The organism is Streptacidiphilus sp. BW17 (assembly GCF_041262485.1).
Lineage (GTDB): Bacteria > Actinomycetota > Actinomycetes > Streptomycetales > Streptomycetaceae > Streptacidiphilus.
Genome location: NZ_JBGCCR010000030.1, coordinates 40,734 through 64,105 on the forward strand (window position 1 = coordinate 40,734; position 23,372 = coordinate 64,105).

The 23,372-nt window shown below is 70.3% G+C and carries 16 protein-coding genes and 3 pseudogenes; 7 read left to right on the forward strand and 12 right to left on the reverse strand.

Annotated elements, in window-relative coordinates:
• The first annotated feature begins 305 nt into the window (after positions 1 to 305).
• The gene (locus ABH940_RS28600) at positions 306 to 1,724 is read left to right on the forward strand and encodes a glycosyl hydrolase family 28-related protein (RefSeq protein ID WP_370071958.1); all 1,419 of its coding nucleotides are present in this window, start codon (positions 306 to 308) and stop codon (positions 1,722 to 1,724) included.
• A 298-nt stretch (positions 1,725 to 2,022) separates the two neighbouring features.
• Here the strand turns inward: ABH940_RS28600 and ABH940_RS28605 are convergent, their stop codons facing one another.
• Together ABH940_RS28605 and ABH940_RS28610 are read right to left on the reverse strand one after the other, a co-directional pair.
• Positions 2,023 to 2,280 (reverse strand): transposase, encoded by a 258-nt coding sequence (locus tag ABH940_RS28605; RefSeq protein WP_370106577.1) that lies wholly within the window; start codon positions 2,278 to 2,280, stop codon positions 2,023 to 2,025.
• 40 nt (positions 2,281 to 2,320) lie between these two features.
• Positions 2,321 to 4,981 carry a tetratricopeptide repeat protein gene (locus ABH940_RS28610; protein ID WP_370071960.1) on the reverse strand — a complete coding sequence of 887 codons (2,661 nt, stop codon included), beginning with the start codon at positions 4,979 to 4,981 and terminating at the stop codon, positions 2,321 to 2,323.
• Positions 4,982 to 5,200: 219 nt separating this feature from the next.
• Between ABH940_RS28610 and ABH940_RS28615 the strand changes: the two genes are divergently transcribed.
• Complete coding sequence (locus ABH940_RS28615) at positions 5,201 to 5,770, forward strand: hypothetical protein (RefSeq protein WP_370106578.1); 570 nt, start codon at positions 5,201 to 5,203, stop codon at positions 5,768 to 5,770.
• A gap of 500 nt (positions 5,771 to 6,270) precedes the next feature.
• Positions 6,271 to 6,651, forward strand: a complete 381-nt coding sequence (locus tag ABH940_RS28620; RefSeq protein ID WP_370071962.1) for a hypothetical protein — start codon at positions 6,271 to 6,273, stop codon at positions 6,649 to 6,651.
• Between the two features lie 122 nt (positions 6,652 to 6,773).
• Here the strand turns inward: ABH940_RS28620 and ABH940_RS28625 are convergent.
• The 8 genes and pseudogenes from ABH940_RS28625 to ABH940_RS28660 all read right to left on the reverse strand — a co-directional run bounded on the left by ABH940_RS28625 (position 6,774) and on the right by ABH940_RS28660 (position 17,521).
• Positions 6,774 to 7,800, reverse strand: a pseudogene (locus tag ABH940_RS28625) (transposase family protein).
• Positions 7,801 to 7,973: 173 nt separating this feature from the next.
• Positions 7,974 to 10,724, reverse strand: coding sequence for a GNAT family N-acetyltransferase (locus ABH940_RS28630; RefSeq protein ID WP_370106579.1), 2,751 nt, complete (start codon positions 10,722 to 10,724; stop codon positions 7,974 to 7,976).
• A gap of 65 nt (positions 10,725 to 10,789) precedes the next feature.
• Entirely contained in the window at positions 10,790 to 11,767 is a 978-nt protein-coding gene (locus ABH940_RS28635) for a nitroreductase family protein (RefSeq protein WP_370106580.1), read from the reverse strand.
• Between the two features lie 158 nt (positions 11,768 to 11,925).
• Positions 11,926 to 12,130 (reverse strand): annotated as a pseudogene (locus ABH940_RS28640) (hypothetical protein); the annotation flags it as partial.
• Between the two features lie 92 nt (positions 12,131 to 12,222).
• Positions 12,223 to 13,845, reverse strand: a complete 1,623-nt coding sequence (locus ABH940_RS28645; RefSeq protein ID WP_370106581.1) for a sulfatase-like hydrolase/transferase — start codon at positions 13,843 to 13,845, stop codon at positions 12,223 to 12,225.
• A gap of 157 nt (positions 13,846 to 14,002) precedes the next feature.
• Positions 14,003 to 14,449, reverse strand: coding sequence for a DUF2254 family protein (locus ABH940_RS28650; RefSeq protein WP_370106591.1), 447 nt, complete (start codon positions 14,447 to 14,449; stop codon positions 14,003 to 14,005).
• Positions 14,362 to 14,847 carry a hypothetical protein gene (locus ABH940_RS28655; RefSeq protein WP_370106594.1) on the reverse strand — a complete coding sequence of 162 codons (486 nt, stop codon included), beginning with the start codon at positions 14,845 to 14,847 and terminating at the stop codon, positions 14,362 to 14,364. Before ABH940_RS28655 ends, ABH940_RS28650 begins: the two co-directional genes overlap by 88 nt.
• Positions 14,848 to 15,157: 310 nt before the next feature.
• Positions 15,158 to 17,521, reverse strand: coding sequence for a phosphoketolase (locus ABH940_RS28660; protein WP_370106582.1), 2,364 nt, complete (start codon positions 17,519 to 17,521; stop codon positions 15,158 to 15,160).
• A 380-nt stretch (positions 17,522 to 17,901) separates the two neighbouring features.
• Between ABH940_RS28660 and ABH940_RS28665 the strand changes: the two genes are divergently transcribed.
• Complete coding sequence (locus tag ABH940_RS28665; protein WP_370106583.1) at positions 17,902 to 18,453, forward strand: flavodoxin domain-containing protein; 552 nt, start codon at positions 17,902 to 17,904, stop codon at positions 18,451 to 18,453.
• 108 nt (positions 18,454 to 18,561) lie between these two features.
• Here ABH940_RS28665 and ABH940_RS28670 read toward each other — a convergent pair whose 3' ends face one another.
• A complete protein-coding gene (locus tag ABH940_RS28670) occupies positions 18,562 to 18,927 on the reverse strand; it encodes a pyridoxamine 5'-phosphate oxidase family protein (RefSeq protein ID WP_370071967.1) in 366 nt (121 codons plus the stop codon).
• A gap of 87 nt (positions 18,928 to 19,014) precedes the next feature.
• On the reverse strand, positions 19,015 to 19,746 hold the full coding sequence (locus tag ABH940_RS28675; protein WP_370071968.1) for a response regulator: 732 nt from the start codon (positions 19,744 to 19,746) through the stop codon (positions 19,015 to 19,017).
• Between the two features lie 316 nt (positions 19,747 to 20,062).
• On the opposite strand from ABH940_RS28675, the gene ABH940_RS28680 reads away from it, so the two are divergent.
• The 3 genes and pseudogenes from ABH940_RS28680 (at position 20,063) to ABH940_RS28690 (ending at position 23,351) form a co-directional block, all read left to right on the forward strand.
• Positions 20,063 to 21,805 (forward strand): GAF domain-containing protein, encoded by a 1,743-nt coding sequence (locus ABH940_RS28680; RefSeq protein ID WP_370071969.1) that lies wholly within the window; start codon positions 20,063 to 20,065, stop codon positions 21,803 to 21,805.
• Positions 21,806 to 21,929: 124 nt separating this feature from the next.
• Positions 21,930 to 22,195, forward strand: a pseudogene (locus ABH940_RS28685) (alcohol dehydrogenase catalytic domain-containing protein); the annotation flags it as partial.
• 301 nt (positions 22,196 to 22,496) lie between these two features.
• Positions 22,497 to 23,351: a universal stress protein gene (locus ABH940_RS28690; protein ID WP_370106584.1), complete on the forward strand. Its 855-nt coding sequence runs from the start codon at positions 22,497 to 22,499 to the stop codon at positions 23,349 to 23,351.
• Positions 23,352 to 23,372: the final 21 nt, after the last annotated feature.

Genomic DNA, 23,372 nt, shown 5'->3' on the forward strand with positions numbered 1-23,372 from the left:
GACCGTCCTGTTTCGGCGGACGCAGTCGCGCGGCACGCGGTTGACGTGGCGTCATGAACGAGAAGCGAAGAGGTTGACACCGCAGAACCCTTTACTCAGCGCTTTGATCTCATTACCCTAAGTAATGGCGGCGAGTTGTCTCCTCAACGAGGCACGTTGAATGCACGTGCCCGCGCCCTTTCCTGGCCGGCTCGAACCGGTTCCGTGTCAATCGACGGTGCTGCTTTTACCGCGGCCGAATTCCTCGCAAGGCCTCAGTCTTGCCTCGGCCTGTCGACTCGATGCGAGATTGAACGGAGATCACCATGGCCACCAGCTACTGGTTCAACGTCCTGGACTATGGCGCCACCGGCAACGGCGTCACCGACGACACCACCGCGATCCAAACCGCGATCAACGCGGTCCCCTCCTCCGGCGGAACGGTCGTCTTCCCCGCAGGCACCTACAAGACTTCCTCCGTGCTGGTGGCCCGCTCCAACCTGATCCTGGAGGGCGTCAGTGACGGCTCGTCGGTGATCGCACAGAGCAGCACCACGGCCAACGGGCTGAGCGGCTCGGACATTACCCGGTTGACCATCCAGGACCTCACCATCCAAGGGCCGGGCAGTGGCAGCGGCAGCGGCATCGTGCTCACGCGATCGGCCAATCCCGCGACCGTCTCGCTGGCGTTCGCGCGGATGACCGTGAAGTTCTTCGGCGACACCGGAATCGACCTCTCCAACCCGATCGTCTCCACGTTCGAAGGCGTGACCTCGGCCAACAACGGCAACCACGGCTGGGACATCCACGGTGTCTCCGGAGGCGCCGCAGGGACCAGTTGCTCGTTCGTCGCCTGCTACGCCGACACCGTCACCAACGCGGGCTTCCACATCGACACCATGGCCTACTGCTCCTTCGTCGGCTGCGCGGCCGACTACTGCGGTATCGGGTACGAGGTGACCGGCGTCGGCAGCCAGGGCATCAGCTTCACGGGATGCGGCGCCGAATCCGCGGTCAACCGCGGCACCGGATACAACGGCTACAGCTGGAAGATCAACGCCGCGATCGGCGTGGGCTTGTACAACTCCTTCACCTACAACAGCCCCAACGTCAGTATCTGGGTCACCGGCGCGGCACGAGCCGTCAGTATCCTCGGATTCGCCGAGAACACCCCCACCACCGGGGCGGTCAACTCGGTCACCGTCGATGCCGGGTGTTCGGCCACCCTCGGCGATGTCAGCAACGTGAAACCCCTGTCGCTGGCCGGCTACACCAACGTCATCAACGACACCGCCGGCGGCACGGTGGCCAGCGGCTTCGTCTACGGCTCGAACTCCGCCTACTACGAAGGCAACGTCTCCACCACAGCCTCCCCGACCTCGGCCGAACACCTGACGCGCAAGGACTACGTCGACGCGAAGGTCAACCCGGCCCCCGTCACCCTCACCGACGCCGCCACCATCGCCACCAACGCCGCGCTGGGAATCCTGTTCCGAGTCACCCTCAAGGGCAACCGAACCCTGGGCACTCCCACCAACCCCGCCGACGGACAACGCATCACCTGGGAACTCATCCAGGACGCAACCGGCAGCCGCGCGCTCATCCTCAGCTCTGCGTTCGCCCTGGGCACCACCGTCTCCTCGACCACACTCACCACAACGCCGAACAAGCGGGACTTCCTCACCGCGATCTACAACGTGACCACCGCGAAGTGGTACGTGATCAACTTCGTCAAAGGCTACTGACAGCTCGACTTTGCAGCGGGTCGTGGTCGTGATCTTGGCGTGTGGGGGGTGACCGCGATTTCCTCGGGCTTGGCCGACCTGCGGGGTTGCGGATATGGCGGGCGGCGATGATCGTCCGGCGGAGCTCGACGGCCATGTCCCTGAACGCCGCGGGTTGCCTTGGCGGTGTGCCAGGGCTGCCGTGTGCGCCGCTCGGTGATGCCGACGGGGGGTGGCCGTGGGCAGTGCGCACCCGACTGTCCGCGACCTGCCTGGAGTCGGGGCAGACGGTGCGGACGGCTTCGGCGTAGGCGCTGGCTCAGTCTCTGCACACGATCTCGGCCCCGGGATGGGCGCTCAACCAGGCGGTGAGTGTCTCTGAGGTGCGGTCGGGCAACACATCCACACGCTCACCGGTCTCCACGTCCAAGATGATCGTGCCGTCCACGTGGCCCTTCTCGAACGCGAAGTCATCCACACCCATCACTCGCGGGGCGACTGAGAACTGCTCGTCTGGGAGCCTGCGCACCATCCTGATCAGCAAGTTCGCACTCCGCTCCAACCTGTTGTTCAACACGGGCCACCGCTGAAGATCTCCGGTTGGCGGGCGAGGCGCTTCATCCATGACTGGGAGCAAGCCGACGACGTACTTCGTCGGCCTTGCATACCGTCATGTACGCGTAGAAATCGAGTGCTTGCTGCCAGTGCGCTCGAGCCAGTTCCGGCTGACCGTTTGCGTGGAGGGCGTCCCCGATGCCGCAGTGGGCTTCCGCTTGATCGCCGATGCCGTCGCTTGCTGCGCGCTTGAGGGCCCGTCGGTGAAATTCAAGGGCGGTATCGAACTGGCCCTGTGCGAAGGCGTTGCTTCCCAGGCTGTTGAGTGTGGTTGCGGCATGCGCGGGTTCGGCCAGCGCCTCGAATGAGGCGAGGGCTTCCTGGAGTTGCTCGGCAGCTTGGTGGTGGTGTCCTTGGCCTGTGAACAGTACGCCACGGATGTGCAGCGCCTCGGCTTGTCCGAGTCTGTGTCCGCTGGTTCGAAAGAAGGCCAGGGCCTGCTCCAGATGCTCTGAGGCCTGATCGAATTGGCTACTGCGCACCTGAGCGTGGGCGAGCTGTATCCGGTTGTGGCTCGCTCCCGCCAGGTCGCCGATCGCCAGGTGGAGATCAAGGGCCTGGGTAAGGTGCGTCGTAGCGGAGTCGTCGAGTCGGGTGTGGATGTACAACTGGCCGAGGTTGCCCAGGGTGCGGGCTTCGCCGCTGCGATCGCCAGTCTCGCGGAAGAGAGCGAGAGCGCGCTCGTGGTGGGCGATTCCCAGCGGAAAGCGGCCCATCCTCACATAGGCGACTGCGATGTTGCCGGTTGTTGTCGCTTGCCCGGCCACGTCACCGGCGGTCTCGAACAGGTTCGCCGCCTCGTGGTAGCGCCTGAGGGCCTCATCGTGCCGTCCTTCACCGACGTCGATCACGCCCAGGCTCGACATAGCGCGGGCGGCGTTGGACGCGTCCGCGTGTCCCGGGTTCGCTTCGAGGGTCTGCTCGAAGAACATGCGCGCCTGGTGAAGCTGGCCGAGACGCACGCAGACCCTTCCCAGTTCGGCCGCGGCGCTGCGCTCGGCAGCGAGGTCGGCTGCGTCTGTTGCCGCCTGGAGGGCAAGGGCGTGCAGGACGTGACCGTCCTGGTAGTGGCCGTTCGTGTCAAGGTAGCGCCCCAGGAGTGCGGAGAGGTCCGTGGCGTGCCGCCCGAAGCCCCCGCGAGCCGCGCACTCCGCTGCGGCCAGGAGATTGGCGTGCTCCGTTCGGAGCCAAGCGGTGGCCTGGTCCGTGTCCACGAAGCACGACACATCCGTGCCCGCGGTGGGGACGGCGGGCCTGAGGTGTTTCTCGTGTGGGATGAGGAGATCGACTGCGGCGGCCACGGTGCTTCTCATGTGGTCGAAGAGCCGGGCGAGGGCTTCGACGGTCTCTGCTGATCCGGGGTCCTGCACGTGCAGGGCGAAGGTCCGGAGCAGGTCATGGAGGTGGTAGCGGCCGGGTGTGTTCTGCCGGATCAGGTTCTCGTCCTGGAGCGACTCCAGGACGTCCTCGGCCTCGTGGGTGGGGATGTCGGCGAGCGCGGCGACCATCGCGGGAGTGAAGTCGGGCCCGGGGTGGCAACCGAGTAGGCGGAAGACCCGCTGGAGCGGCTCGGTGAGCTCCCGGTAGGAGAGGTCGAGAACGGGGCGCAGCGCTCGGCCGCCGGCACGGATCGCCTCCAGTCGGCCGGCCTGCAGGCGGTCGGCCAACTCGGCGAGCGTCCAGGCGGGGCGGGAACGCAACCTGGCGGCGGCCAGGGCAAGGGCCAGCGGGAGGCGGTCGCAGTACTGGACGATGCGGAGGGCCTCGTCGGGTTCGGCTTCGATGCGTTCGTGTCCGGCGATCCGCCTGAGAAGGTCCAGTGATTCGGCTTCGGAGAAGGTGTCGATCCAGTGGGGGGTGACGCCGTCGAGGCCGGCAAGACTACGGCGGCTGGTGATCAGCACCAGACTGGTGTGGCTTGCCGGAATGAGGTCGCGGACCTGGTTCTCGTCTGCTGCGTTGTCGAGCAGGACCAACGCATGACGCTCGCGGACCTGGTCGCGGTACATCGCCGCCCGCTCATCCCGGCTGGCAGGGATCTGCTGTGCGGGGACCCCGAGCTGACGCAAGAACGCCTCGAGGACAGCTGACGGGTCCGCAGGCGGAAGCTCGGGATCGAAGCCACGCAGGTTCACATGCAGCTGCAGGTCGGCGAAGTGCCCCGCGCGGACCAGTTCATGTGCGGCGCGAACGGCCAGCTGCGTCTTGCCCACGCCGGCCATTCCCTCGATCGCGGAGATCACCACAGCGTGCGTGCCATCGCCGTCGCGGGGGTGCATCGCCGCTTCGAGCAGCCGTGCGAGCTCCTCCTGGCGCCCGGTGAACGTCGCCAAGTCCGTGGGGAGCTGTGCCGATACGCCGACCGGTCCGCCGCTTTTGGCCGATCCGTGCACCCTTATGCAGGCCTCGCGCCAGCGAGAGGTCCCGGTCTCGTCCACGCCCAGCGCCCGGACGATTGCCACTACCAGATCCAGATCCAGACGGCGCCGCCCGACGTCGAAGGCGTCCACGACGGTAGAAGGCGACACGACGCGCGCTGGCCGTATCGCCTGCCCGACTCGCTTGGCCAGCGTTCGGTAGGACGGGAACCCCGCCCACACGCGCAACTCAGCCAGCAGACCGATGAATTCTGCGAGATCCGCGGCGCGATCCGGATCCGGCATCCCGCAACGCTGCTCACCCACTATGCCCCCCCTGTGATCGTGCCCTGACAACGGTGAGTCTATGAGCTGTACGGATTCGTACGGGAAACGGGACTTCGTCAGGCCGGTCGAGCAGCCTGGTCATGCCGCCCAGCGCAAGGCCGGCCCAAGCGGCGGCTCAACATCAGATCAACACCACAGTCAGGACCTACCGTGCGTCTTCGCTCACTCAGCCGCAAAATGACCTACGCAGCCTCCGCCTTCGCGCTCGCGGTGGGCCTGGGCGTGGCCAGCAGCGGCACTGCCAGCGCCGTCACTGCCACTGGCTGCGGAGCCTCCAGCGCGCCCGTGCTGGAGTCCCACCCCGTCACCATCTGGGCAGACAACACCAATCTTGGCCAGATCTACCTGGGCTGGTTCCCGGACTGCAAGGGCGTCTACGCTGAGATCCACTGGACCTATGGCCCTTCCACGCCCTTCAACGACAACGCCGGTAACTCCCAGAACGTGGAGCACCCGCAGGGTCGCCTCTACATGAACGACCCCAACGGGCATGCCATCGCGTACATCAGCTTCCGCCTGGACCACCTGGACGGCTCCTACACCACCACCCCGGTCCAGTCGATCTATACCAACCCGGCCGGACAGTCCTACACCAACCCGAAGATCTTCATGCCCATCGTGGACCTGACCAACTACTCCACCGACTCGGAGTGGCACCAAAACACGACCTGCAACAAGACGATCTTCGGGAACGACCACAACTTCAACAACGGCGCCTGGGGCTCCGGCAACTACGGCGACTGCTGACCCACCCCCTGCATGTCGGGGCTCCCTCTCCCAGACTGGAGCCGCCCGCCCCGCGGGGAAGGCCTCGACATCTTCGCCAGGGCAGCCTGTGAGACCACGAACCTGGGGTCTCCCCGCAAGGACCTTGGGCGGCCCGTCGGCCCGGCGGCGGGGCCTAACAAAGCCATCCGCGTGCTGTTCAGCGTGGTGTAGCGCGCGTGTGGTGGGGCCGGGACTGGAGTCCCGGCCCCACCGCGCGCACCGCGGACTGAATGTGGTCCTCCACATGCAGGAGGGCCGTTACCTGGTCGTGGCGATCAACGATCCCGACTGGCCCAGCGCGATGCTGTGGATCCGACCGCCGGAGAGCTGGATCGACGAGCACCACAACCGACTGGACCAAGTTCGTCCGACCTGGCCCAGCAAGGCACTGTTGAAGGCCGACATCACGAGTTCAACTTCAGTACTATCCAGTACGAAATCCACAGGCACGACCGGACATCGCACCTGGGGAGAACTCCGTGGCATCCGAAATACTCCACCTGCACCTCTCGAAGCTCACCGAATCCGACCCGGCCGTTCCCGGGCGGGAAGTCATCCCCTGCTGGGGCTGGCGCGAGGGCCTGGCCGATGACGTGGTCTTCGCGCTGAACCGCTGGAACTGGCGAATCGACGCAGCGCGCACCCATACGGCGGGCTACGCCATCTTCGAGGCCGAGAAGCGCATCGTCCTCGTGGCGCAGGTCGAGGGGGTCACCGACGGCCCCGAGGAGGGAACGCACTCGATCGTCGGCCGGGTGCTTACCTCCGGCCCGGTCTACGACCAGTGGTTCGGGAAGCCGTCGCCGATCGCCAGGCCGAGCACCCAGGGCGTGAACTGGGTGTCCCTCCAGGAAGCCTGAGCCCCCGGCAGTACCCCTGTCCCTGACGAAAAGCGCTGCGCCCTGCCGGCCACCCGCCGACCGGGCAGGGATTGTCCAGCCAACGGCTCTGTCCCGTAATCGGTGGTGACGCTTCGGGTTGCCTATTGGAGCAAGATCCGTTGGCGCAGGAGCGGGAACCCAGCGCGACCGTGCATCTGCCGCATGATCTTCTTGGTGCGGGTGTTGACGTCTTCAGTCCGGCCGTTGTGGTACGGGAGGGTGAGGTTGGCGTCGTTGCCCTCGGCCGGGACCAGGAGCCGGGCGAACTCGCCGACGAGGCGGGCGAGTTCGGTCATCTCGGCGCAGGTGGCGGTGAGTTCTCGCAGGAGTTCGCCGTCTTTGTCGCGCAGGTTGTCGGGGCGGGTCAGCAGGAGCCGGGACAGTCGACGCGCGGTCGTGACGGGCTTGCCGCCCTCGGCGCGGCCCTGGGTGAGGTAGCGGACCAGGAGGTTCGCGCTGCCGGTGCAACCCAGCTCCTTGATTTCGCGTAGGAGGTGGGTGACTGGCACGGCGGGGTCCTCGGCCCGGCGTCGGCGCAGGTGGTCGCAGTAGGGATCGACCAGGGTGGGCCGGTACCGCGGTGCGCGGCGCTCGGCCGTGGGGCTCCTGCCTGCGGGCGTAGCGCTTGACGGTGTTCAGGGCGAGGTGTCCAGGCGGCGGGCGCATTCGAGCAGGCCGACACCCTTGCTGAGCAGCTCGTGGACCTGGTGCCAGCGTTCCCGGGTGGTCTGCTCGCGTACGCCGCCCGGCCGGGCCGGGTTCACGGCGGTGGCCCAGCAGGCGGTGTGGGCCCGCTAACTCTTTGACTGTCGACCCGAGCTGGCTGGCGAGGCGGTGGGTGCGGCGCTGGTAGCGCTTCACCAGGCCCGGGACCTGCTCGCGGAACGTCTGCCGCGGACAGCCGAGCACCGGGCAGACCAGACGTCGCAGTCGCACCGAGACGACGACGCGCCGACTGTCCATCGGAACATCCGCGAGTGTCCGGCTGTGAAAGCCGTGCACCTTCGACATCGGTGCCCCACACGCCGGGCAGGGGACCGGGCCACCCCGCGTCCGCGCAGCCACCCGGATCACCTCACCCTCGTCCCACAAATCCTCCACAGCCAGCGCGGACAGGCCTGAAAACACCATGGAAACAAGAGAGTTGACGTCAGCCACTCTTGATCACGACATCCCGCCACTGATCGTCACCACCGATTACGGGACAGAGCCGAAGACCGTACAGACCCGCGCATCGCAGCCGTCCCCATGCGTGCCGGACCGTAGCGGTAGTTCCTTTGCTGGGATGGAAGGATCGGCGGTCAGGCTGGCTGGCCCGGGGCGTCCGGGAGGCGGCGCAGGCGGCGGAGGTAGGGGTCGGGGATGTGGCGAGGTTCGAGGCGGATGCGGGCGTCGACACAGACAGCGCCGTCGGGGCCGCAGATCAGGGGGTTGAGGTCGGCCTCGGCCAGCTGGGGGAGGTCGGAGGCCATCCGGCTGAGCCGGGCCAGCAGGTCCTCGATGGACTGCCGGTCGACGGGCGGGCGGCCGCGGTAGCCGAAGAGCAGGGGCGTGGTGCGCAGCGAGGTGAGCATCGCTCCGATGTCGGTGTCGGTGAGCGGCGCCAGCCGGGCGGTGCGGTCGTCGAGCAGGTCTGCGGTGGTGCCGCCGGCGCCGAAGACGACGAGCGGACCGAAGACCGGGTCCTGGACGACGCCCGCGAGAAGTTCCGTCCCGGCCGCCTGGCGCGGCTGGACGAGCACACCGTCCATCCGCTCGCCGAAGCGGGCGACGAAGTCCTGGTACAGGGTCCGCACCTGTTCGTCGACGGCCGCCGTGGTCCGGACCGCGCCGAGGTCGCTCTTGTGGATCTGGCCGGGCCAGTGGGCCTTGAGCACGACTTCGCCGCCTTCACCGGTGCGGGCCAGCATGCGAGCGGCCTGGACGGCGGACTCCTCGTCGTCGCACCAGATCGCGTCCGCCAAGGGCAGGCCGTAGCAGCCCAGAAGCCGGGCCACCAAGGGTGGTTCGAGCCAACCGCCGTCCGGGTGATCGCCGAGGTAGCGCTTCACGATTGACGCGGCCTCGGTCGGGTGGCAGTCGGGAGTCTCCGGCACGGAGGAGAGCGGCTGGGCCAGCCAGAGGGAGCGGCGCAGCGCCTGGGCGAGGGCGCGGGCGGCGGACTGGGCGTCGGCGTAGGCGGGGATCCGGGTGCCGTCGGCGCAGGTGAGGAAGCGGACCGGCTCGCGTTGGTCCAGCAGCACGGCCGCGACCGGACGGGTCCGCCGTCCCGGGCCGGCCAGCAGCGGTGCCTGCGCCTCTGCGGTGCTCTGCACCGTGCCGAGCGCTGTCGGCGCCAGGCAGAGCAGCACCGCCTCTACAGCGCCGCTCGCCGCAAGTGCGTCGACGACCGCGACCAGTGTCCCGGTCGGAGCGGCGGCGGTGGCGTCGACGGGGTTGACCGTGGACGATCCCTCGGGCAGCAGCTCAGCGAGACGCAGGGCCAGTGGCACGGGCAGCTCGGGGACGGTCAGGCCGTGGTCGGTGCAGGCGTCTGCTGCCAGTACGCCGATGCCGCCCGCGTTGGAGACGACGGCGACGGTCCCGGTGATGCCGGGAAGCGGCTGGGAGTCCAGCAGGGCTGCCGTTTCGACGAGTTCAGCGATGGAGTGGGCCGCGGTGATGCCTGCCTGGGTGAACAGCGCCTGGCGGGTGACGGTCGGCGTGGCCGCCGCGGCGGTGTGCGAGGCGGCGCCGCGACGCCCGGCCACGGAGCGACCCGCGTCCACGGTGAGGATCGGCATGACCCGGGCGACCCGGCGTGCGGTGCGGGAGAAGGCGCGGGGACTGCCGAAGGACTCCAGGTGCAGCAGGGCCAGCCGGGTGCGGCCGTCCTGCTCCCACCACTGGAGCAGGTCGTTGCCGCTGACGTCGTACTTGTCGCCGAGGGAGACGAAGTCGGAGACGCCGATGCCGAGCGCGTCGAGCTGCTCCATCAGCGCGATCCCGACGCCGCCGGACTGCACGGCGACGCCCGCTCCGCCGGGCTTCGGCGTCGCTCGGCCGAATTCGGCGTCGAGGCTCACCTCCGGGTCGGTGACGGCCAGTCCCAGGCAGTTCGGGCCGACCAGGCGCATGCTGTGGCGGCGGCAGGTGCTCAGCAGGCCGGTCGACTGGGTGTGGCTCAGCCCGGCGGTGACCACCACCAGGGCCCGCACGCCGCGCTGTCCGCACTCCTCGGCCACGGCGGCGACCTGGTTCGCGGGGACAGCCAGGACGGCGAGGTCGGGTGCGCCTGGCAGGGCGTCGAGGGAGGGGTAGCAGGGGAGGCCGTCGACCTGCCCGGCGTGCGGGTTCACCGGCCAGAGCGAGCCGGTGAAGCCTCCGTGACGGATCTTCAGCAGGAGGCTGTGGCCGACGGTTCCGGGGCGTCGCGAGACGCCGACGACGGCGACGGAGCGAGGGCGTAGCAGCGGGCGGAGGCTGGCGTTGTCGGCGCGGCTGCCGCGGGCCTCGACGGCGTCCAGATATGGGGTGGCGGTCTCGTCGAGGACGGCCTCGATCCGGAGCTCGCCGTCCGCCCAGCGGCGGTTCGTGGCCAGGCCGAGGTCGGTGAAGACCTTGTGCATCTTGTGGTTGTCGGCGAGTGCGTCGGCGACCAGGACGCGGATGTCCTGCGCCCGCGCGGCGTGCACCAGGTGTTCGATGAGCAGGGTGGCGACGCCTCGGTGGTGCCAGTCGTCGGCGACCGCGACGGCCATCTCGGCCCGGCCCGGGTCCTCGGGACCACTCTCGCATTCGACGACGCCGAGTAGCAGCCCGCCGCCCGGCTCGAACGCACCCAGCGCGACGAAGCCCGGACGCGGGGCCGAGCAGAGCCGGTCGGCGGTGAGCTCCGGTGCGCGGCGGCTGATCCCGAAGAAGCGCAGCCGCTGGTTCTCCGGCGACATCCGGTACGCGTGCAGGTCCGCGACCGAGTTGTGGTCGCCCCGGGCGAGTGGGCGGATGTTGACGACGGTGCCGTCGGCGAGCAATGCCTCGGCGCTGCGGGGGAGTTCGGGTGAGGTGACCATCGTGCGCTGCTTTCTTGCGAAGGGGACAGCGGGCGGGCCGAGCCCTGGGGGCGGGTCGACCGGGCTCAGTCGAAAGCGTCGCGGGCGGCGGCACGCGGAGTGGGCGCGCCGTCCGGGCCGTAGCCGAGGCGGACGAGGATCTGGACGTGTTCCGGGCCGTTGCGCGGATCGCGCAGCATCCAGCGCAGGTCGGGCCATTCGACCGCCTGGTGCAGCAGCGAGGTGCGGACCTGCGCGCGGGTTGCCAGCAGCAGCACGTGCTGGAGGGCCAGGCCAGTGCGGAGCCAGTCGGCGGGCCGATCGTGGTCGGTGGCCAGGACGGCCAGCTGCGGGTGCCGCTCGAACGGGCGGGAGGGCATGGGCGTTGGTGGACGCAGGGAGGAGAAGTCCCGCATCGGCATGTGCCCGGTCGCATCCTGAGGGCCGAGCGCCTCGGGCGGAATACCGAAGGCGGTCTCGGCGCCGGGTCGGACCCAGGCCCGGCTCTCGTCCTGGCGGTCCTCGTCGGTGATCGTGCGGGCCTCCGCCTCGCGGGTGAGCCCGAGCAACCGCCGGGCCTCGTCCACGTCGGGCAGATGAAGCCGGACACCTTCGCTGAGCGCCGCGTCGACCAGCTCCGCCCGCAGCGCGCCCGGGACCGGGTCGGGGGAGAACGGCTGGCGGCTGTAGTGGCGACGCCAGATCTGCGCGTACAGATCGGATGCGAGGGCGTCGGCGGCGGTGGGCGAACAGCCCGCCAGCCGGACGGTGGCGAGCAGTTGTGGCTCGTGCGGGTCCGGAAGTAGCCGGAGCACGGGCTCCCACCCCCGGTGCGCGACCGCGACCCGCAGGTTGAACACGGCGGACCCGACGGAGACGTGCAGTCCGCGGCCGTCGGGGTCCTCGGCGCGCAGTTCGCGGTTGAGCGCGGCGCGGATCTCGACGGTGCGGGTGCGCGGCTGCAGCCGGAACCGCCAGGGCTGGGTGTTGTGCATGGACGGGGCGGCGACGGCGGCGGAGACGAGCTCTTCCAGAACGGCGGCGTCGAGGACGGTGGTGGTCATGACGCGCTCCTGCGAATGCGGCGGGCGGCGGCGGTGCCGCTGTCTTCAGCGTCGGCCGCACCACCTACCCGCCCGTAGGGCCGCCCGGGACCTCGTGGCCCGCCGAACGGCCCTGATGCAGTCGTTCTCATCGCCAACCGTGCGACTACCGGCAGGAACGCCGTCCAGGACCGGTCCGCGAGCTTCGGGAGGTCGGGTGCCGTGGGCGTGGATCCAGGCTTGGTGGCGGGTCCGCACGTCGGCCATGTGCCGCCGGACGCCTGCGGCGCGAGCCGCCGGGCCCGGGACGCGGTCGATGACGTCCGTGATCAGGCGGTAGCGGTCCAGGTCGTTGCGGACGACCATGTCGAACCCTGCGCGGGTCTGTGGTAGGCGGGGCGAGGTCGAGTCGCCGGTTCTTGCGGGCTGCCATGCGCGGGAGAATGCGAACCCAGGTGGGTGCCACCTGGATGCGCTCAGCTTCCTGCCGTCCCTGCGACGGATTCGGGGCGGTCGGTGTCGCCGTGCCAGGTGGGCCAGCCGAGGAGCCGGGGGCGCTCGGTGACCCAGGCACGCGTGTCCGCACCGATCTCGGCGTCGATGAGGTCCTCCAGCAGGGCGCGGTAGTGCTCGACCAGGTCGTGGTGGGCAGGGTCGGCGGCCAGGTTGTTCAGCTCGGCCGGGTCCTGGACGCGGTCGTAGAGGACGACGTCGTTGTCGGCCAGGAGCGCTTCGTTGTCGGTCGGTCGGTTGGGGTGGATCGGGGAGAAGTAGCGGCCGAAGGTGTAACGGCTGTCGGTGTAGCCGCGCAGGAAGCCACGCTTGTTCCAGTCGGGTCGCAGGTCGCCGGAGGCGATGCGCTTGGGGGCCTCCGGGTCGGCGAACTCGAACCAGAACGACGCGTCGAGCGTGGTGATCGATTCGACGGCGGTCAGGACTCCGTCGCGCACCAACTGCCCGTGCAGGGCCGGCATCAGCGAGTGGCCCTTGAGCGCCGGGAGCCGGTCGGCTTTCGAGGCGGTGTCCACCCCGGCGATCTCCAGCAGGGTCGGCGCGAGGTCGACTGCGGAGGCGAGCGACGCGGTCTTGGCCCCGCCGGACACGTCGGGGTGGGCGATCACGAACGGGACGTGGAAGTTCTCGTCGTAGACGAGGTTGCCCTTTTGGCGCAGGCCGTGGGAGCCCGCCATCTCGCCGTGGTCGGAGGTGAAGACGACGACGGTGTGGTCCGCCTGTCCGGACGCCTCCAGCGCGTCGAGCACGACCTCGACGCTGCGGTCCACGTCGCGCAGGGCGTTGAGGTAGAAGTTGAGGCCGTCGTACCAGTGCTGGTCGTCGGCGACCGGTCCGAAGACGGTGTCGAGCATCCGCTTGTACTCTGCCACGGCGGGTGCCGCGCCGGAGAGGTCGTCGTGCAGGCTGGTGGGCAGGTCGAAGTCCCAGCGGCGTTGGTAGACGGGGATGTTGGCGGCGGCGCGAGCCACAACGGCGTGGGCCAGCCCGAAGGGGAGCTGGACCTGGGGGCTGCCGCCGTAGTCGAAGCTCATGATGTCGTGCGGGTTCACGAAGTTGACGGCCATGAACCACGGCTGGTCCTTGCTGACCGCCGGCGCCCGGGCGCGCAGCCACTTGACGGCCTGGCCGGCGATGACGGGGTCGATCTTGAGGCCCGCCCAGGCACCGCCGTCGATGTCGCCCCAGTCGTTGAACTCGCTGAATCCGTAGGGTTCCAGGGCGTCGGTGGTGGGTCCGGGGTTCTCCGGGGTGATGTAGGCGTTGGAGAGGTGCCACTTGCCCTGGTACGTCGTGTAGTAGCCGGCGGATCGCAGCATCGTCCCGAGGGTGCCGAGCTCGGGGTCGAGCGGGCGGACGTACGGCATGTTGTCGTTGTCGTAGATCTCGGTGATCGGCAGGTGCTGCCCCGTGTAGATGACAGACCTGGCGGAGCTGCACATCGCCGAGCCCGTGTAGTAGCGCTCGAAGGTGGTGCCGCGGGCCGCGATCCGCTCCCGGGCAGGCAGGGAAAAACCCTGCGGTCGGGGCAGGGAGACGCGCTCCTCGTCGGTGACGATCAGCAGAATGTTGGGGCGACTGGTCATGACCTGCCCTTCGCTCGCCACGCCGTCTGTGGACCGAGCGGCTCAGGAGCGGTTCGCGCGCGGAGTGGTACGTATGCTCCGAACCTAGGCCTGCGTTCGTCGAGGGCCGTGCAGGACGTGGCTGGGAGCGGCCGGACGAGTGAGCGGCGTGCCGGCATCAGGAAGAGTCGCGGCTAGGAGGGGCCGCCGCCCATGAAGGGTGGGTGCCGGACACGCGGTTCCTGCTCGACCCACGCCAGACGTTCCCGCAGTGGGTCCCGCGCTGCGGCGGGGCCGCCTCCAGCAGGTCGCGCATGAGACGTGCGGCGCGAGCCAGGACCATGGGGCTGTCCAGGGCCGCGCAGCACAGGTCGTCGAGCCCGGTGCGTAGGAAGTCGCCCCAGGTGGGCAGGGCCAGCACCACGCGGACGGCTCCGTTCTCGCCCGGGACGGAGGCGGCGTCCAGTCGCGCGTCGAGCAGGCGGCGCAGCAGGCCTTCGATGCTGTCCAGTGCCTGGACCGCGGTGGCGGGGTCGTTCACCGCCGGTGACAGCGCGCACAGCCCGATGCCGGCGAGGAGGCGGAACGCCTGGAGCGGATCCTGGAACGTGTGCCGATCGTCAATATTGCGCTGATGGCAAAGGCGAGGACGCCGATCACGAACGCGAAGGCCCGCCATACCAGCGGATCGGCGCGGGACAGGGCCAACCAGGGACTGAAGTTCGCGGCGACCCACTGAACGACCAGGAACAACAGCGAGAAGAACACACTGCTGACGCTCAACACGGCGATGCCGACCACCCCGAGCACCTCGACCGTGCGCGACGCCGAGACCCGCGGCCGTCCCTCGACTCGGGGCAGCGTCAGTCCCAGGAGCACGCCCAGGATCAGGGTGGTCCCTTGGTCGAGTCCGGCGCGCAGCCGACGTCGCGGCCGCACCAAGCGCTCGGCCGGCTGGTCCGTGCCGAACGGTCCGATGAGCAGGACATCACCGGCCTCCAACTGGGTGATCAGCCGATGCAACTCCTCCAGCTCGCCGGAGTCCGCGTGCCGCGAATCCGGCTCGGGCCCACTGGCCTACCCGCTGTCCGATGGCGACATGTGCTTCTCCGTTCTGGCGGCCGTAGGCCGTCTTGACCCCAGGAAAGCCTCCGCCTGCCGCGACCGCGACAGGTGCTGGACCGGCCGGGGGGAGCGGCGCTCCTCCGGGTGGTCAAGGCGGGCCGCACTGACTGCGGCACCCGGCACTTTGAGGGTGCGGAGGCGGCTGTGCCGCATGCTCCTGCGCTCCGCCCCCGTCGCCGCGGAGGGGCGCCCGGGGCCTGACAGCCGGTCACCCCGTCCAGGTCCAGTCGGCGACTTCGGGCAGGTCGGTGCCGTGGGCACGGATCCATGCGTCGTGGCGCGTGCGGACGTCCGCCATCCGCTGCCGCAGCGGCGCGGCCCGGACGGCGAGGCCGGGGACGCGGTCGATCACGTCCATGACCAGGCGGTAGCGGTCCAGGTCGTTGCGGACGACCATGTCGAACGGCGTGGTCGTGGTGCCGGACTCCTTGTAGCCGCGCACGTGGAGCTGCGGGTGGACCGCGCGGCGGTAGGCGAGGCGGTGGATCAGCCACGGGTAGCCGTGGTAGGCGAAGATCACCGGCCTGTTCCGGGTGAAGACCGCGTCGAACTCTCGGTCGGACAGCCCGTGCGGGTGCTCCTCGGCGGGCATCAGCCGGGCCAGGTCGACGACGTTGACCACCCGCACGGCCAGCTCCGGCAACTCCCGCCGCAGCAACTGCGCGGCGGCGAGCACCTCCTGGGTCGGGACGTCGCCCGCGCACGCCAGGACCACGTCCGGCTCGCGGTCCCCGTGCTCGGTGCCTGCCCACTCCCAGATGCCGAGGCCGCGGGCGCAGTGGGTGCGGGCCTGATCCAGGGGCAGCCAGTCGAAGCACGGCTGTTTGCCGGCGACGACGACGTTGACGTAGTCGCGGCTGCCCAGTACGTGCTCGGCCACGCTGAGCAGGGTGTTGGCGTCCGGCGGCAGGTAGACGCGGACGGCTTCGGGGCTCTTGTTGAGCACGTGGTCGACGAAGCCGGGGTCCTGGTGGGAGAAGCCGTTGTGGTCCTGCCGCCACACGTGCGAGCTGAGCAGGTAGGTGAGTGAGGCGATCGGTGCCCGCCAGGGGATCTGCCGGGTGGTGCGGAGCCACTTGATGTGCTGGTTCACCATCGAGTCGACGATGTGCACGAACGCCTCGTAGCAGGAGAAGAGGCCATGACGTCCGGTCAGCAGATAGCCCTCGAGCCAGCCCTGGCACAGGTGCTCGGAGAGCACTTCCATCACCCGGCCGTCGCGCGCAAGGTGCTCGTCGACGGGCAGGACCTCGGCCTGCCAGGCCTTGCCCGTGGCCCGGTAGACGGCCTGCAGCCGGTTGGAGGCGGTTTCGTCCGGGCCGACGAGGCGGAAGTCGCGGCGCTGTGCGGTGTCGGCCATGACCTGTTCGAGGTAGTCGCCGAGGACGCGGGTGGGTTCGTGCATGCCGGCGCCGGGCCTGTCGACGGGGACGGCGAAGCGCTCAAGCTCGCGCAGCGGGAGTTCGCGCAGCAGCACGCCGCCGTTGGCGTGAGGGTTCGACCCCAGGCGCCGGGCGCCCGAAGGGGTCTGCGCGAGGACGGTCGACGTGGGCCGGCCGTCGGCGTCGAACAGGTCCTCGGGCCGGTAGGAGCGCAGCCATGCCTCCAGCTGACGCAGGTGTTGGGGGTTCTCGCGAACCTGGTCCAGCGGCACCTGGTGGGCACGCCAGGTGCCTTCGACCGGAAGCCCGTCCACCTCTGCCGGGCCGGTCCAGCCCTTCGGCGTGCGCAGCACGACCATCGGCCAGCGCGGCCGTTCGGTCGAGCCCTCGGTGCGTGCGGCCCGCTGGGCCGCGGTGATGGCGTCCAGGGCGTCGTCGAACGCGGCGGCCAGCGCCCGGTGCACGGCGGCGGGCTCGTCGCCGGTGACGTGGATCGGAGTGTAGCCGTAGCCGCGCAGCAGCTCGTCCAGCTCGGTCTCGGGGATGCGGGCGAGGACGGTCGGGTTGGCGATCTTGTATCCGTTCAGGTGCAGGATCGGCAGCACCGCGCCGTCGTGGACCGGGTCGAGGAACTTGTTGCTGTGCCAGGAGGCCGCCAGCGGCCCGGTCTCCGCCTCGCCGTCGCCGACGACGCAGGCGACCAGCAGGCCCGGGTTGTCGAGCGCGGCCCCGTAGGCGTGGGCGAGTGCGTAGCCGAGCTCGCCGCCCTCGTGGATCGACCCGGGCGTCTCCGGCGCGACGTGCGACGGAACACCGCCAGGGAAGGAGAACTGCCGGAACAGGCGCGCCATGCCGGCCTCGTCGCGGGTGATGCCCGGGTAGTGGTCGGTGTAGCTGCCGTCCAGCCAGGAGCATGCGAGTACGGCCGGTCCGCCGTGGCCGGGGCCCCAGACGCAGAGCGCATCCAGGTCGCGGTCGCGGATGACCCGGTTGAGGTGGGTGTGCACGAGGTTGAGGCCGGGGGAGGTGCCCCAGTGCCCGAGCAGTCTGGGCTTGATGTGCTCGGGGCGTAGCGGCTCCCGCAGCAACGGGTTCTCCATCAAGTAGATCTGCCCCGCGGCCAGGTAGTTGGCGGCGCGCCAGTGGGCGTCCAGCTCGGCGACTAGGGCGTCGGTCAGCGGTGCGCTCATGGTCGGGCTCCCCCTCCGGGAGTGCGGTCGACGGCGTCTTCCCGTTCACCGTCCACCGTGGCGGGCGGCGGCGCCGCCGGGGCAGGGCCGACCGGCCCACAGTTCCGGCCGGACGCGGCCGACCGGCGGCCCGATGGGGCCCGCCCGGTCCTGCCTGGCCGCCCGGCAGAAGGGCCAAGCTACCGGTGAGGCCGATCGCTTCGAGGCCGTCGGAACCCTGAGGAGGCGAGACCCATGACAACGCCTGTAGCCGCACTCCGTCCGTTCGTCCCTGTCGCGCTCCCGCGCCCACGTCCCGGGCCGCTGACCTTCCTCGGCGGCGTTGGGACGGTCACCGGCAGCCCAGGCGCACGGTCCGCGGTTCCAAAGGAGGGCCGGCGATGAGCACCCACGACACCCGGCCTCCCGCGAAGGGCGTCCTTGTCGCCTACGCCAGCCGCAACGGAGCGACCGCCGAGATCGCCGAGTGGCTGGCCGCCCGACTCCGCGACGGAGAGAAGCACTTCGACGTCACTGTCGCCGAGGTCTCAGACACACTCGACCCGACCGGTTGGGACGCGGTGGTCCTCGGATCTGCTCTCTACGAGGGCCGGTGGCTGCCCTCCGCCTCACGTTTCGCCCGCCGTCACCGCCACGACTTGGCCCACGCCCCGGTCTGGACTTTCAGCAGCGGCCCGCTGGACGACTCGGCGAGCAGGGGCGACATGGTTACCACCCACAGCGCGGACTGCGCTTCGCGCGGTCTCCGCGCCCGCGACCACGTCACCTTCGGCGGCCGCCTGTCCCCGGACTCGCGTGGCTGGCTGGCCCACGCCATGGTCGATGGCGGCCACGGCGGGGATTTCCGCGACCGCGCCCGGATCGACGCCTACGCGGCTCAGATCGCGGCTGAGCTGACCGGCCTTCCCGGCCTGTGCCGTCCGGCGGCGTGAGTAGCGCGGAGTTGTCGCCGCACGAGGACCGGATGCCGCGCCTGACTGGAATATCCAGAACAACGGGCCGGTACCACACAGACGGAGCGGTGCGGCAGCGCGGCGCCGTCAGCCGAACTGCGGCGGGAACCGGCGGCCGTGCACGGCCTCGGCGAGTATGTGGATCTCCAGGGTGTCCGTCGTGGGATCCTCGGCGCTGACGACCGCGCGGCCGAGGAGGGTGACGCACCAGCCCGTGCCGTCCGTCTGGTCGAGCGCGTCGGCCTCGAAGGCGACGAGAGAGTCGCCGATGGCCCGGGCGAGCCCCGAGGTGGTCGCTGTGCGCAGCAGCACGCCGCCGTCCGGGGCGATGTGGAACTGAGACGGCCACACCGCGGGCATCGCGGCGCTCGTGTAGATCACGCGGCCGGTCCGCGCGTCGGCCAGTAGCTCCAACGCGCGGCCCCGGTCGAGGTGTTCGGTGCGCAAGGTCATGTGTTCGATCGTCGCCACCAGGGGGTTCCGGTGCGAGGGCCGGACGGCCCGTGCGGTCCTGCCGACCGGCCCCATGAGGGACGTGCGTCAGGACCTGCCGGTGCGGCCGGTCCCGCTCGTGCCCGCGGCGTGCTCGGCCGCGTGTTCGGCGGCATGGGAGGCGATGACGGCCGCCTGGACCCGGCGTTCCACGCCGAGTTTGGCCAGCATGCGCGAGATGTGGTTCTTGACGGTCTTCTCGGCCAGGTAGAGCCGTTGCCCGATCTCGCGGTTGGTCAGGCCGTCGCCGATGAGCGCCAGGATGTCGCGTTCGCGGTCGGTCAGCTCGGAGAGGGCGTCGGGTTGCGGTGGGGCCTGGGTGGCCTGGCCGCGCAGGCGTGACATGAGCCGGGTCGTCGCGCCGGGGTCGAGCATCGACTGGCCTGCGCCGACGGTGCGTACGGCGGAGATCAGGTTGGTGCCGCTGATCTGCTTGAGGACGTAGCCGGAGGCCCCGGCCATGATCGCGTCCAGCAGGGCGTCCTCGTCGTCGAACGAGGTGAGCATCAGACAGGCCAGTTCCGGCAGCTGCGAGCGCAGGTCCCGGCAGACGGTGATGCCGTCCCCGTCCGGGAGCCGAACGTCGAGCACCGCCACGTCAGGGCGCAGGGCAGGGACCCGGGCCAGCGCCTGCGCGCAGGTGGCGGCCTCGCCGACCACCTCCAGGCCCGGCTCGGCGTCGAGCATGTCGTGGACACCGCGGCGCACCACCTCGTGGTCGTCGAGCAGGAAGACGCGGATCGTGTCGGCGGCAGCATCGCCGGTTGAGTCGCCAGCCATTCCTCTACCCCATGTCCTTGATGTGCACGGTCCCGGTCCGGGAAGTGCCGCGCGGGAGACCCCCAGGATCGTCCCGCCGGAGCCGGGACTTGCGACAGGGCCGAACGGTCCCATCATCGCGCGATCGGAGCCGACCGGCACGGGTCGACCGGCCGCACCCGGTGCCCCGATCGGCTCAGGTTCCCGGGCCGGGGAGGCGTCCTCAGCCGTAGGGCAGACCGGCAGTCGACCGGTACCTGGTGCACTCGACGCGTCGGCTGGGTAGCGTGACCTTGACCGGGTAACCGGCCGATCCGCCTGCCAGGTGGAGGAACAGGTGCCCGAGGAAGCGTCGCAGGGACCTCTGGGGCTTCCGGATCTGCGTCTGGACCAGCTCCTGGCGGAGTTGCAGTCCCGGCTCGACCTCGCCCGCGGCACCCGGGACCGCGTGCACGCGCTGCTGGAGGCGGTTCTCACCGTCGGCCGTGAGCTCGACCTCGACCAGGTGCTGCAGCAGATCGTCGAGTCCGCCGCGACGCTCGTGGACGCCCGTTACGCCGCGCTCGGTGTCATCGGCGAGGGCGGCATGCTGGCCAAGTTCCTCACCACCGGTCTGACGCCTGAGCAGGTCAAGGAGATCGGGCCGTTCCCCACCGGCCACGGCATCCTCGGTGAGCTGATCCGGCACCCCGAGCCGCTGCGGCTGCGTGACATCTCCCACCACCACGCCTCCGTCGGCTTTCCTGCCAATCATCCGCCGATGCGCAGCTTCCTGGGTGTGCCGATCCGGGTGCGCGGCGAAGTCTTCGGCAACCTCTACCTGACCGAGAGGCGCGGTGGCGGGCAGTTCGACGCCGAGGACGAGTCGGTGCTGCAGACGCTCGCCGTCGCCGCCGGCGTAGCCATCGACAACGCCCGTCTCTACCGCGACGCGCGGCTGCGCGAGCGTTGGTTGCTCGCGAGCGGCGAGGTCACGGCCCGGCTGCTCTCCGGCGCGTCCGAGCAGGACGAGCTCGCCGAGCTGGTCCAGGCCTCGCTGGAGATCCTCGAGGCGGATCTCGGCGTCATCGCCCTCAGCCTGACGACCGCTGACGGCGTCGGCCTCGCGGTGCAACTGGCGGAGGGGGTGGACGCGGAGCTGCACCGCGGCCTGCTGCTGCCCCTGGAGGGGACGTTCATGGGCGCGGCCTTCTCCGCGGCTGAGCCGATCACCAGCGTGGACATCGCCCATGACCCGCGGGTGACGGCAGGCCCTCCGCGTTGGCCGGGCCTAGGCGCAGCGGTGGCTGTTCCCCTGGGCCGAGGTCCCGAAGGGCCTCGAGGCGTGCTGATGCTGGCGCGCCGGGTCGGCCTGTACCCGTTCACGTCCGCGGATGTCGCGCCGCTGAACGCCTTCGCCGGCCAGGCGGCACTGGCGTTGGAGCTGGCCGCCCGGCGCAGCGACGCGGAGCAGCTGGCCATGCTGGAGGACCATGACCGGATCGCCCGCGACCTGCACGATCTGGCGATCCAACGGATCTTCGCCACCGGCATGACCCTGCAGAGCGCGCAGCGGTTCATCACACACCCGCAGGCCGCGGAGCGGGTCGGCCGGGCGGTCGAGGACCTCGACGAGACGGTGAAGATCATCCGCACGTCGATCTTCGGTCTCCGCGCTCGCTCGTCGGCGCAGGAGGCGGGCGGTCTGCGAGCCCGGATCGTGGACGTCGTCTCCCGCTCCATCCCGACGTTCGGCTTCACGCCTTCGCTCCGGCTGGAGGGCCTCCTGGACACGGACGTCCCGGCCGACCTGGCCGACGACGTGCTCGCTGTGCTGGAGGAGGCGCTGAGCAACGCTTCTCGTCACGCCTCGGCCAGGGCCGTCGACGTCTCCGCGAAAGTTACGGGTGGGCCCGCATCGGAGGTGGTGCTGACAGTCACCGACGACGGCGTCGGCCTGCCCGAGGGAGGCCGACGGAGCGGGCTGGCCAATCTGGAGGAGCGGGCAATGAAGCACCGCGGCGGGCTCAGCCTCGCCGCGAACCCGGCCGGGTCCGGTACCGAGCTGCGCTGGCGGGTGCCGTTGCGCACCGGCGCCTGACCCCGGCCGGCGCGGCCCGCTCCGGAGACGCGGCCGGGGCAAGGCCGATCGGCCCAAGCCCCGTTGTGCGCGGCGGAGAACCCTGAGGAGGCAGAGGCAGTGACCGCGGAAGGGGCGATCGGTCATGAAAGCGCTCACGCACCACGGTCCCGGACGCCGTGTCTGGGGCGAGGTCCCCGACGCCACCGTCCAGGACCGGGAGGGTGCCGTCGTCCGGGTCGACGCCGTCACGATCTGCGGAACGGACCTGCAGATCCTCAAGGGCGACGTGCCGAGGTCGCCTTCGGCCCGGTCCTCGGCCACGAGGCAGTCGGCACGGTGACGGCCGTCGGCGACAGCGTGCGCACCGTCGCCGTGGGCGACCGCGTCCTGGTCTCGTGCATCTTCGCCATGCCATCCGCGTAGCTCCGGGACGGGCCCTCCGGCATCGCTTTGGGGTGCCGCTCCGCGCCTCGCGGCGGCGGACGCCCCGTCACCCGTTCGGCGCGGACTCGACTGCTCATGGTCTTCGGGCGGGACGAGGGCCCTTCGGGCCTGCGGAGAGGGACCGAGCGGCCCTGCGGAGGACCGTGGCCGAGGCATTCCCGGCGGGGGAGTGGGGGCCGGTCGGCCCTGTCCCCGGCCGTGGCCGCGGCGAACGCTGGGAGGTGAGCCACCCCGCCTCCGCGGGCCTGAGGGAAGGAACGAGGCGATGACCCCTTCGCTGATCGTCGGAGTCGACGACTCCGACGCGAGCCTCGCTGCAGCCGACTGGGCCGGCCGCGAGGCCGCCGCGACGCGACGGAACGTGCGACTCGTCCACGTCCGCCCGGGCGGGTTCTGGATCCGGCCGGGCGACGACCGGGTCAAGGACGCGGAAGAGCATGCCCTGCATGCGATGACGTGCCTCGCCGACGCCCTGCACCGGGCCCACCCAGGACTGCGGGTGGACGTCGAGACGCCGACCGGGCCGGTTGACCGGGTGCTGCTGCGCAGCGCCGACCAGGTCGGGACGCTGGTCCTGGGCACCCGGGGCAGCGGCGGCTTCGCGGCCCTGCTGCTCGGTTCGGTGGCGCAGTCGGTCGCCGCCCAGGCCGAGAGTCCCGTGATCCTGGTACCGCAACGGGCCGCTGCGGCTGAGCCGGGCTACCGGATCGTCGTCGGCGTCGATCCGTCAGGGGACTGCGGTCCCGTGCTCGAGTTCGGGCTGCGCAGCGCTCAGGACCACGGGGTCGTGCTGCGCGCCGTCCACGCCTGGCATCCTCCGGTGCCCTGGGGTGCGGGTCCCGTTCAGCCCGGACAGTCCGAGCGGCAGGAGGTCCAGCACTACCAGGCGCTGGCCCTGCGAGAAGCTGTGACGACGGCACACACCCGGTATCCGGCTGTGGAGTTCACCAGCGCGGAGCTGTCCGGCGACCCCGCCAGGGTCCTGGTGGAGGAGGCCGAGAAGGCCTCGCTGCTGGTCGTCGGCCGACGTCGACACCGTCCGGTGTCGGCGCTCGGGCCGGTCGCGCACGCGGCGCTCCACTACGCCCGCTGTCCTGTCGCGGTCGTTCCGCACTGGTGACGGAAAAAGCTGGAAGGAGGA

What these genes read in the sequence shown, in the direction of transcription:
- ABH940_RS28600 (WP_370071958.1), top strand. Translation starts at nt 306, where the DNA reads ATGGCCACCAGCTACTGGTTCAACGTCCTGGACTATGGCGCCACCGGC.
- ABH940_RS28610 (WP_370071960.1), bottom strand. Translation starts at nt 4,981, where the DNA reads ATGCCGGATCCGGATCGCGCCGCGGATCTCGCAGAATTCATCGGTCTG.
- ABH940_RS28615 (WP_370106578.1), top strand. Translation starts at nt 5,201, where the DNA reads ATGACCTACGCAGCCTCCGCCTTCGCGCTCGCGGTGGGCCTGGGCGTG.
- ABH940_RS28630 (WP_370106579.1), bottom strand. Translation starts at nt 10,724, where the DNA reads ATGGTCACCTCACCCGAACTCCCCCGCAGCGCCGAGGCATTGCTCGCC.
- ABH940_RS28635 (WP_370106580.1), bottom strand. Translation starts at nt 11,767, where the DNA reads ATGACCACCACCGTCCTCGACGCCGCCGTTCTGGAAGAGCTCGTCTCC.
- ABH940_RS28645 (WP_370106581.1), bottom strand. Translation starts at nt 13,845, where the DNA reads ATGACCAGTCGCCCCAACATTCTGCTGATCGTCACCGACGAGGAGCGC.
- ABH940_RS28660 (WP_370106582.1), bottom strand. Translation starts at nt 17,521, where the DNA reads ATGAGCGCACCGCTGACCGACGCCCTAGTCGCCGAGCTGGACGCCCAC.
- ABH940_RS28665 (WP_370106583.1), top strand. Translation starts at nt 17,902, where the DNA reads ATGAGCACCCACGACACCCGGCCTCCCGCGAAGGGCGTCCTTGTCGCC.
- ABH940_RS28670 (WP_370071967.1), bottom strand. Translation starts at nt 18,927, where the DNA reads ATGACCTTGCGCACCGAACACCTCGACCGGGGCCGCGCGTTGGAGCTA.
- ABH940_RS28675 (WP_370071968.1), bottom strand. Translation starts at nt 19,746, where the DNA reads ATGGCTGGCGACTCAACCGGCGATGCTGCCGCCGACACGATCCGCGTC.
- ABH940_RS28690 (WP_370106584.1), top strand. Translation starts at nt 22,497, where the DNA reads ATGACCCCTTCGCTGATCGTCGGAGTCGACGACTCCGACGCGAGCCTC.